Source organism: Mycobacterium sp. UM_Kg1, from assembly GCF_000972925.1.
In the GTDB taxonomy this organism is placed as follows: domain Bacteria; phylum Actinomycetota; class Actinomycetes; order Mycobacteriales; family Mycobacteriaceae; genus Mycobacterium; species Mycobacterium hiberniae.
In genome coordinates, this window is sequence record NZ_JRMK01000156.1 from 1 (window position 1) to 7971 (window position 7971).

Sequence of the window (7971 nt, forward strand, 5' to 3'; positions counted from 1 at the left end):
GATGTGTATAAGAGACAGAGCGTCGGCGACCTGATGATCGGCTGGTTGCTGACCCGTCAGGCCGCCGTGGCAGTGGCCAAGCTCGACGCCGGCGCGCAGGGGGCCGACCGGTCCTTCTACGAGGGCAAGATCGCGGTGGCGTCGTTCTTCACCAAGAACTTCCTGCCGTTGCTGACCAGCACTCGCTCGGTGATCGAGGCCATCGACAACGACATCATGGAGCTCGACGAAGCGGCGTTCTAAGCGCTGACCGCAGGCCGCGCAGGCCCCCGGGGAGACCCCCTGGGGGCCTGCTGCCGTTGGGGCACCGGCGGGTTGTCCTGATTTGTGGGATGTATGGCGTAGACGCCACCGGCCGTGCGCCGGAGACTGATCGCATGGCACGCAAGGTCGTCATCCTGGGCTACGCCGGGATTCAGGCGCTGGACGTGTTCGGACCGTCCGAAGTGTTCGCCACCGCCACGTTGGCGGCGCTCGCCCAGGGCGGCGACCACGATGGCTACGAGGTCACGGTGGTCAGCGCCGACGGCGCGCCGATCACCACCAGCAGCGGACTCACGCTGCAGCCCAGCCCCCTGCCCGCACCCGACGACTCCATCGACACCCTGCTGCTGCCCGGCGGGGTCGGTATCCATGCCGCGCAGGCAGACCCGGCCACGGTCGCCTGGATCCGCCGCGCCTCCGCCGAGGCCCGGCGGGTGGTCAGCGTGTGCACCGGTGCGTTCCTGGCCGCCCAGGCGGGCCTGCTCGACGGATGCCGGGCCACCACACATTGGGCGTTCGCCGAGGCCCTGGCCCGGCAGTTCCCAGCCGTCACCGTCGACCCCGAGCCGATCTTCCTGCGCAGTTCGAACACGGTCTGGACCGCGGCCGGAGTCACCGCCGGCATCGATCTGTCCCTGACGCTGGTCGAGGAGGACCTGGGGACCGAGGTGGCACAGACGGCGGCCCGCTGGCTGGTGCTGTATCTGCGCCGACCCGGCGGTCAGTCCCAGTTCGCGGCGCCGGGATGGCTCCCGCGGGCCCGCCGGGCGCCCATCCGCGAGGTGCAGGAACTGATCGACTCGCAACCGGGTGGGCCACACCGGCTCACCGAGCTGGCCGCCCACGCCGCGATGAGCCCCCGCCACTTCACCCGGGTCTTCACCGGCGAGGTGGGCATGACGCCGGCCGCCTACGTCGAACGGGTACGCACCGAGGCCGCGCGCCGACAACTCGAGGAGACCGACGACACCGTCGTGGCGATCGCCGGCCGCTGCGGGTTCGGCACCGCAGAGACGCTGCGGCGCACGTTCGTGCGCCGACTCGGCGTCTCACCCGATCACTACCGCAAGACCTTCGCCTGAAAGGAACAGCCATGCAGATCGCCGTCGTGCTCTACCCCGGCTTCACCGCCCTGGACTTCATCGGTCCCTACGAGGTGCTGCGCTGGCTCCCGGAGGCGCAGGTGCGCTTCGTCTGGCACACACCGGGTCCGGTTACCGCGGACTCCGGCGTCCTGGTGGTCGGCGCGACCCATTCCTTCGGCGAGACCCCCTCCCCCGACCTGATCCTGATCCCCGGCGGGATGACGACCATGGAACACGCCCGCGACGAGAAGCTGCTGGACTGGGTCCGCACCGCCCACCGCACGGCGACCTGGACGGCGTCGGTGTGTTCGGGTTCGATCGTGCTGGGCGCAGCCGGGTTGCTGACCGGCAAGCGGGCCACCTCGCACTGGATGGCCCTGCCCGCCCTGAAAGCCTTCGGCGCCACCGCGATCGGCGACGAGCGCATCGTCCACGACGGGGACATCGTGACCTGCGCGGGCGTGTCGGCCGGTATCGACCTCGGCCTGTGGCTGGCCGGCCGGATCGGCGGGGAAGGTCGCGCCAAGGCCATTCAGCTGTCCATCGAATACGACCCGCAGCCGCCGTTCGACTCCGGCCACACCTCCAAGGCCTCGGTGCCGACCAAGACGGCGGCCACCGCGCTGATGGCGCGGGAGCTGGCGAAGCCGGCCCGGCTGAAAGCCAGCGCGCTGCTGTTGTGGGATCAGGCACTCGGCGCGGTGCGCGCCCGGCGTGCCCAAACGGTCCGCCGTTGAATCCCCTCAGTTCAACGGCGGACCGGAGCAGGCGGCTCGGCGGCGGTCAACACTGGGGTGAGCGCGGCGGAACAGGCCTGTGCGGGGGTCTACCCGGCGACGCCGCAACCCAAACGTCGCGTTGCGGGGCCGATCGTCTAACCCTCGAGGATGGCCGCCACGCCCTGGCCACCGGCGGCGCAGATCGAGATCAGCGCACGCACCGGCTTGTTCTTGGCGGCACCCTTCTTGGCCGCCTTCGCCTCGGCGATCTGCTTTGCGGCCTGCGCCACGATTCGACCGCCGGTGGCCGCGAACGGGTGTCCGGCCGCCAGCGACGACCCGTTGACGTTGAGCTTCGACCGATCGATGGCCCCCAGCGCCGCATCCAGCCCGAGCCGCTGCTTGCAGTACTCCGGCGACTCCCAGGCCGCCAGATGGCACAGAACGGTGGCCGCGAAAGCCTCGTGGATCTCGTAGAAGTCGAAGTCCTGCAGGGTCAGCCCGTTGCGCGCCAGCAGCCGCGGCACCGCGTAGGTCGGGGCCATCAGCAGGCCGTCGGCGCCGTTGACGTAGTCGACCGCCGCCGTCTCGGCGTCCACGAAGTAGGCCAGCGGTGTCAGGCCGCGCGCCGCGGCCCACTCCTCGCTGGCAAACAGCGCCACCGAGGCTCCATCGGTGAGCGGAGTGGAGTTGCCCGCCGTCATGGTGGCGTCGCCGGCCTTCGTGCCGAACACCGGCTTGAGCGTGGCGAGCTTCTCCGGGCTGGATTGCGGCCGCAGGTTGTCGTCGCGGTAGAGCCCCTGGAAGGGCGTGACGAGGTCGTCGAAGAAGCCGCGATCGTAGGCGGCCGCCATGTTGCGGTGACTGGCCGCGGCGAGCTCGTCCTGGTCGATCCGCTTGATTCCCATCGCCTTGGTGGTGATGGCCTGGTGCTCGCCCATCGACAGACCGGTGCGGGCCTCCTTGTTGGCCGGAATCTCGACACCCAGCGCTGCGGGCAGCTTGCCGACCAGCTTCAACCGCTGGGCGGTGGACTTGGCCCGGCGCAGCGCGAGCAGCGTGCGGCGCAGTTCGTTTCCGATCGCCAGCGGCGCATCGGAGGTGGTGTCCACTCCCCCGGCGGCGGCGACCTCGTAGCGGCCGGCAGCGATCCCGTCGGCGGCGCAGATCGCTGCCTGCAGCCCGGTGCCGCAGGCCTGCTGCAGGTCGAACGCCGGGGTGTAGGGCGACAGCGCCGAACCCAGGACGCACTCGCGAATCAGGTTGAAGTCACGGCTGTGCTTGAGCACCGCCCCGCCGACCACCGCGTCCAGCTTCTCGCCGGACAGACCGAATCGGTCGATGAGACCGCCCAGCGCCGCGGTGAACATGTCCTGGTTGGACGCGTTGGCGTAGGCACCGTCCGAACGCGCGAAAGGAATGCGATTGCCGCCGAGAACAGCGACGCGACGACGCGTACCGGCGGGTTGAGCAGCAGATGCAGATGACACGGTCTCTCCGATGTGATGCTGGGTCCCCCCGCGTTGCCGGGGACGGTCGGACTGATACTACCCAGTATTCTTACTCTGGAGTAAGTTCGTTGTCGACACCGCGCACCAGGCACGTCCTCACACGGAAGGCAGCTCAGTGGCCCCGAAGTTCTCGTCGGACCTGTTGTCCCAGATCCTCAACTCCGCCCCCGGATCGTTCCTGTCCAAGCAGCTCGGCGTACCGCAGGCCGAGAACCTGCGCCGTTACCGGGTGGGCGAACCCCCGCTGGCCGGACCGCTGCTGATCGGCGGCGCGGGCCGGGTGGCCGAGCCGCTGCGGGCCGCGCTGGCCGACGACTACCAGCTTGTCGGCGATAACCTCGGCGGCCGGTGGGCCGACTCCTTCGGCGGGCTGGTCTTCGATGCGACCGGCATCACCGCGCCCGCCGGGCTGACCGCACTGCACGAGTTCTTCAGCCCACTGCTGCGCAACGTCGGCCGCTGCGGCCGGCTGGTGGTCGTGGGCACCACGCCGGAGGCGGCCGGCAGCGTCGACGAGCGGATTGCCCAGCGGGCGCTGGAAGGCTTCACCCGCTCACTGGGCAAGGAATTGCAGCGCGGCGCCACGGTGCAGCTGGTGTATCTGTCGCCGGACGCCAAGCCCGGCGCCACCGGTCTGGAATCGACGCTGCGCTTCATTCTCTCGGCCCGCTCGGCATACGTCGACGGCCAGGTGTTCTACGTGGGCGCCGACGACGCGACCGCCCCGGCCGACTGGGACAAGCCGCTGGAGGGCAAGGTGGCGATCATCACCGGCGCGGCCCGCGGCATCGGTGCCACCATCGCCGAGGTGTTCGCCCGTGACGGCGCCACGGTGGTGGCGATCGACGTTCCGGCCGCCGACCAGGCACTCAACGCGACCGCCGCCCGGGTGGGCGGCACCGCGCTGGCGCTGGACGTCACCGCCGACGACGCCGTGGAGCAGATCACCGCCCACCTCAAGCAGCACCACGACGGCAAGGCCGACGTACTGGTCAACAACGCCGGCATCACCCGCGACAAGTTGCTGGCCAACATGGACGACAGCCGCTGGAACGCTGTCCTGGCGGTCAACCTGCTTGCCCCGCAACGCCTTACCGAGGGGCTGGTCGCCAACGGCAGCATCGGTGCGGGCGGCCGGGTGATCGGCCTGTCATCGATGGCCGGAATCGCGGGCAACCGGGGTCAGACGAACTACGCGGCCACCAAGGCCGGGATGATCGGCCTGACCGAGGCGTTGGCACCGGCGCTGGCGGAGAAGGGCATCACGATCAACGCGGTGGCCCCGGGCTTCATCGAAACGGAGATGACGGCGGCGATCCCGCTGGCCACCCGCGAGGTCGGCCGCCGGCTGAACTCACTGTTCCAGGGCGGCCAGCCCGTCGACGTCGCCGAGTTGATCGGCTACTTCGCCAGCCCGGCCTCCAATGCGGTGACCGGCAACACCATCCGGGTCTGCGGCCAAGCCATGCTGGGGGCGTGAGCACCATGACGCAGCCGAGCGGGTTGAGAAACATGGTGCGCGCGGTCGCCGGGGCACTGCCCTTCGTCCCGCGCAGTCAGACCCTGCCGAACCGGACACTGCGGGTCGACGAGCTGACCATCGACCCCCAAAACGTAGCCGCCTACGCGGCCGTCACCGGATTACGGTTCGCCGACCAGGTCCCGCTGACTTATCCCTTCGCGCTGACGTTTCCGATGGTGATGGCGCTGGCGACCGGGTTCGACTTCCCGTTCCCGGCAATGGGCTCGGTGCACACCGAGAACCGCATCACGCGCCACCGCCCGATCGCGGTCACCGACACGGTGGGGGTGACGGTTCGGGCGGCGAACCTGCGGGAGCACCGCAAGGGTTTGTTGGTCGACATCCTCACCGACATCAACATCGGCAACGAACCGGCCTGGAATCAGGTGACCACGTTCTTGCATCAGCAGCGCACCAGCCTGTCCGATGAGCCCAAGCCCGAACCGGCCAAGCCGCCCAAACTGGGTCCGCCCAACGCGGTGCTGCGGGTCACCCCCGGACAGATTCGGCGCTACGCATCGGTGGGCGGAGACCACAACCCGATCCACACCAGCTCGATCGGCGCCAAGTTGTTCGGGTTTCCGACCGCTATCGCGCACGGGATGTTCTCGGCGGCCACGGTGCTGGCCAACATCGAAGGCGTGCTCCCCGATGCGGTCGATTACTCGGTGCGGTTCGGCAAGCCGATGCTGCTACCGGCCAGCCCAGGCCTTTACGTCGACAAGGTCGACGGTGGCTGGGATCTGGCGCTGCGCAACATCGCCAAGGGCTACCCGTATCTGACCGCGGCGGTGCGGGCGCTGTAGCCGGCGCAACCCCGGCTCAGCCGGCCGCGACGGCGTCGGCGCCGTCGCGGCCGCCGGGGGCTTCTTTGAGGCCGCGCCAGAACAGGTCGATCATCAGTTCGCCGGCTTCGTCCACGCCGGTGTCGCCGGTGCTGACGCGGCTGGCGATGGCCTCGCCGGCGCCCACCAGCGCGACCGCCATGAGTTCGAAGTCGACGCCCGGTTCGGGCTTGCGAGTGCCGGCGCGCAGCAACCGGCCGACCAGTTCGATGATGCGCTCGCGGCCCTCGCGAACGGTGTGGGCGAACGCCTGCGAACTGGTGGCCTGGGTGTACATCACGATCCACGACGCCCGGTTGGCATCGATATATTGCAGGAACGCCCGAATCGTGTTGCTCAGCATCTCTTTCGGCGGCTGCTGAAAATCGATCCCGGTACGCAGCGTCTCGACGAAACGGCGCAGTTCGCGGTCCAGGCAGGCCCCGAACAGCTCTTCTTTGGAGCCGTAATACAGGTAGAGCATCGGCTTGGAGATCTGGGCAGCCGCGGCGATCGAATCCATCGAGGTCTCGTGATAGCCGTTGATCGAGAACATCTGGACCGCGGCGTCGAGCATCTGCTGTTCGCGCACGGCCCGCGGTAACCGTTTGCTACCAGCTGCCATCGCCTCGAGGTCCTTCCACGTTCCCCCTCCGGCGCGATCTTACCGAAGAGTAACTTGGCTTCCTGCTGCCGGGATCACCCGTGGCAGTGCGTACCTGGCCGCTTGACCGCGGCCACCCGAGCCAGCGAGGCGTCGATGGCCTCCTGCTTGAGCTCACCGGCCGACACCGCCTGCTCCAACCGGTCGAGCACCTCCGGCACCTCGTCGGTGGTGACCCACAGCGCCACGTCGACACCGGCCGCAAGGCTGCGCAGCACCGCCTCTGCGACCCCATAGTGCTCGGTGATCGCCGCCATCGACGACAGATCGTCGCTGAACACCGGACCGTCGAAAGCCGGTGCGCGATAACCGGTGCCGGTGCGCAGCAGCTCGACGGCCGCCGGGCTCAGGCTGGCCGGGTCCTCGGTGAGCCCGGGGACCTCCAGGTGGCCCATCATGACCGCTACCGGGGCCTGGGTGACCAGCGTGCGGTAGGGAATCAGGTCGTTCTCCTGCAGCTGCGGCAGGTCCGGCGTGATCACCACGCCGGCGGTGTGCGAGTCGCCGGAGCCGTGGCCGTGACCGGGGAAGTGTTTGAGCACCGGCAGCAGCCCGGCGTCCCGCAATCCCTGGGCGTATGCGCCGGCGTACTCGGTGACCTTGGCCGGGTCCGCCCCGAAGGAGCGGTCACCGATCACGGTGTCGTCGTCGGTGTCGGCGTCCACGACGTCGACCACCGGCGCGAAGTCGACGGTGATGCCCAGCTCGGCCATCTTGCGGCCGCGCTGCGCGGCCAGCTCGCGGACCTGCTCGGCGCTGTTGTTCTGCGCGAGTTCCTTGGCCGACGGCGACGATCCGATCAGTGACGACAGCCGCGACACCCGCCCGCCCTCCTCGTCCACGCTGACCGCCAGCGGCAGCGGGCCGGTGGTGGCCTGGCTTTCCTTGATCTCCTTCAGAGAACCATCGGTGAGCATGGTCAACTCGGTCCAGCTGCCGATGAAGATGCCGCCGACGCGGTGATCGGTGACGACCGCGCGAGCGTCGGCCGCGTCGCGAATGCCCACCATCACAAGCTGCGCCAGCTTGTCGCGCACCGACAGGGCAGACAGCTGCTCACACACCGGGTCCGCTGCCGGGGAGGCGGCCGTCGGGGCGGCCTCAGACGACGGCGCGGGCGTCTCGTCGCGGTGCGAGCACGACGTGACAAGCGCCGGCAGCGCTACGGCGGCCAGCAACAGACCGGGCAGTTGTCGACTCAGCGTTCCAGGCATCGCACCATGCTGTCACGGCCGGAACAACCGGGCACACAAGGCCCACATGCTAGTTTGGCGGGCGGGGGCCAGCGGGGGTGATGGCCCGACGAACACGTCACGACAGTGCAGAAGGAGCCTGACCATGCCTCGGTTCGTGGTACCGGCCGCCATCAGCATCGTCGTGGG

8 protein-coding genes are annotated in these 7971 nt (G+C 69.4%); 5 read left to right on the forward strand and 3 right to left on the reverse strand.

All coding sequences use genetic code 11. The annotated features are described in order from the left end of the window. The 3 genes from LI92_RS18045 to LI92_RS18055 form a co-directional block, all read left to right on the forward strand. A partial coding sequence (locus LI92_RS18045; protein ID WP_046321340.1) for an acyl-CoA dehydrogenase C-terminal domain-containing protein occupies positions 1-243 on the forward strand: 243 nt, incomplete at its 5' end. A gap of 134 nt (positions 244-377) precedes the next feature. Further along, positions 378-1346: a GlxA family transcriptional regulator gene (locus LI92_RS18050; protein WP_046321341.1), complete on the forward strand. Its 969-nt coding sequence runs from the start codon at positions 378-380 to the stop codon at positions 1344-1346. An 11-nt stretch (positions 1347-1357) separates the two neighbouring features. Further along, positions 1358-2086 carry a DJ-1/PfpI family protein gene (locus LI92_RS18055; RefSeq protein ID WP_046321343.1) on the forward strand — a complete coding sequence of 243 codons (729 nt, stop codon included), beginning with the start codon at positions 1358-1360 and terminating at the stop codon, positions 2084-2086. Between the two features lie 137 nt (positions 2087-2223). On the opposite strand, the gene LI92_RS18060 is transcribed toward LI92_RS18055, so the two are convergent. Further along, the gene (locus tag LI92_RS18060; protein WP_046321344.1) at positions 2224-3558 is read right to left on the reverse strand and encodes an acetyl-CoA C-acetyltransferase; all 1335 of its coding nucleotides are present in this window, start codon (positions 3556-3558) and stop codon (positions 2224-2226) included. 136 nt (positions 3559-3694) lie between these two features. On the opposite strand from LI92_RS18060, the gene LI92_RS18065 reads away from it, so the two are divergent. Further along, the gene (locus LI92_RS18065; RefSeq protein ID WP_046321345.1) at positions 3695-5059 is read left to right on the forward strand and encodes a 3-oxoacyl-ACP reductase; all 1365 of its coding nucleotides are present in this window, start codon (positions 3695-3697) and stop codon (positions 5057-5059) included. Positions 5060-5064: 5 nt separating this feature from the next. Continuing rightward, entirely contained in the window at positions 5065-5907 is an 843-nt protein-coding gene (locus LI92_RS18070) for a MaoC/PaaZ C-terminal domain-containing protein (protein WP_046321348.1), read from the forward strand. A gap of 16 nt (positions 5908-5923) precedes the next feature. Here LI92_RS18070 and LI92_RS18075 read toward each other — a convergent pair whose 3' ends face one another. After that, entirely contained in the window at positions 5924-6550 is a 627-nt protein-coding gene (locus LI92_RS18075; protein ID WP_046321346.1) for a TetR/AcrR family transcriptional regulator, read from the reverse strand. 74 nt (positions 6551-6624) lie between these two features. After that, positions 6625-7803, reverse strand: a complete 1179-nt coding sequence (locus LI92_RS18080) for a glycoside hydrolase family 3 N-terminal domain-containing protein (protein ID WP_046321347.1) — start codon at positions 7801-7803, stop codon at positions 6625-6627. Positions 7804-7971: the final 168 nt, after the last annotated feature.

Bases quoted from the DNA above. Each gene is read 5' to 3' on its own strand.
- LI92_RS18080 (WP_046321347.1), bottom strand. From the start codon at position 7,803: ATGCCTGGAACGCTGAGTCGACAACTGCCCGGTCTGTTGCTGGCCGCC.
- LI92_RS18055 (WP_046321343.1), top strand. From the start codon at position 1,358: ATGCAGATCGCCGTCGTGCTCTACCCCGGCTTCACCGCCCTGGACTTC.
- LI92_RS18075 (WP_046321346.1), bottom strand. From the start codon at position 6,550: ATGGCAGCTGGTAGCAAACGGTTACCGCGGGCCGTGCGCGAACAGCAG.
- LI92_RS18050 (WP_046321341.1), top strand. From the start codon at position 378: ATGGCACGCAAGGTCGTCATCCTGGGCTACGCCGGGATTCAGGCGCTG.
- LI92_RS18070 (WP_046321348.1), top strand. From the start codon at position 5,065: ATGACGCAGCCGAGCGGGTTGAGAAACATGGTGCGCGCGGTCGCCGGG.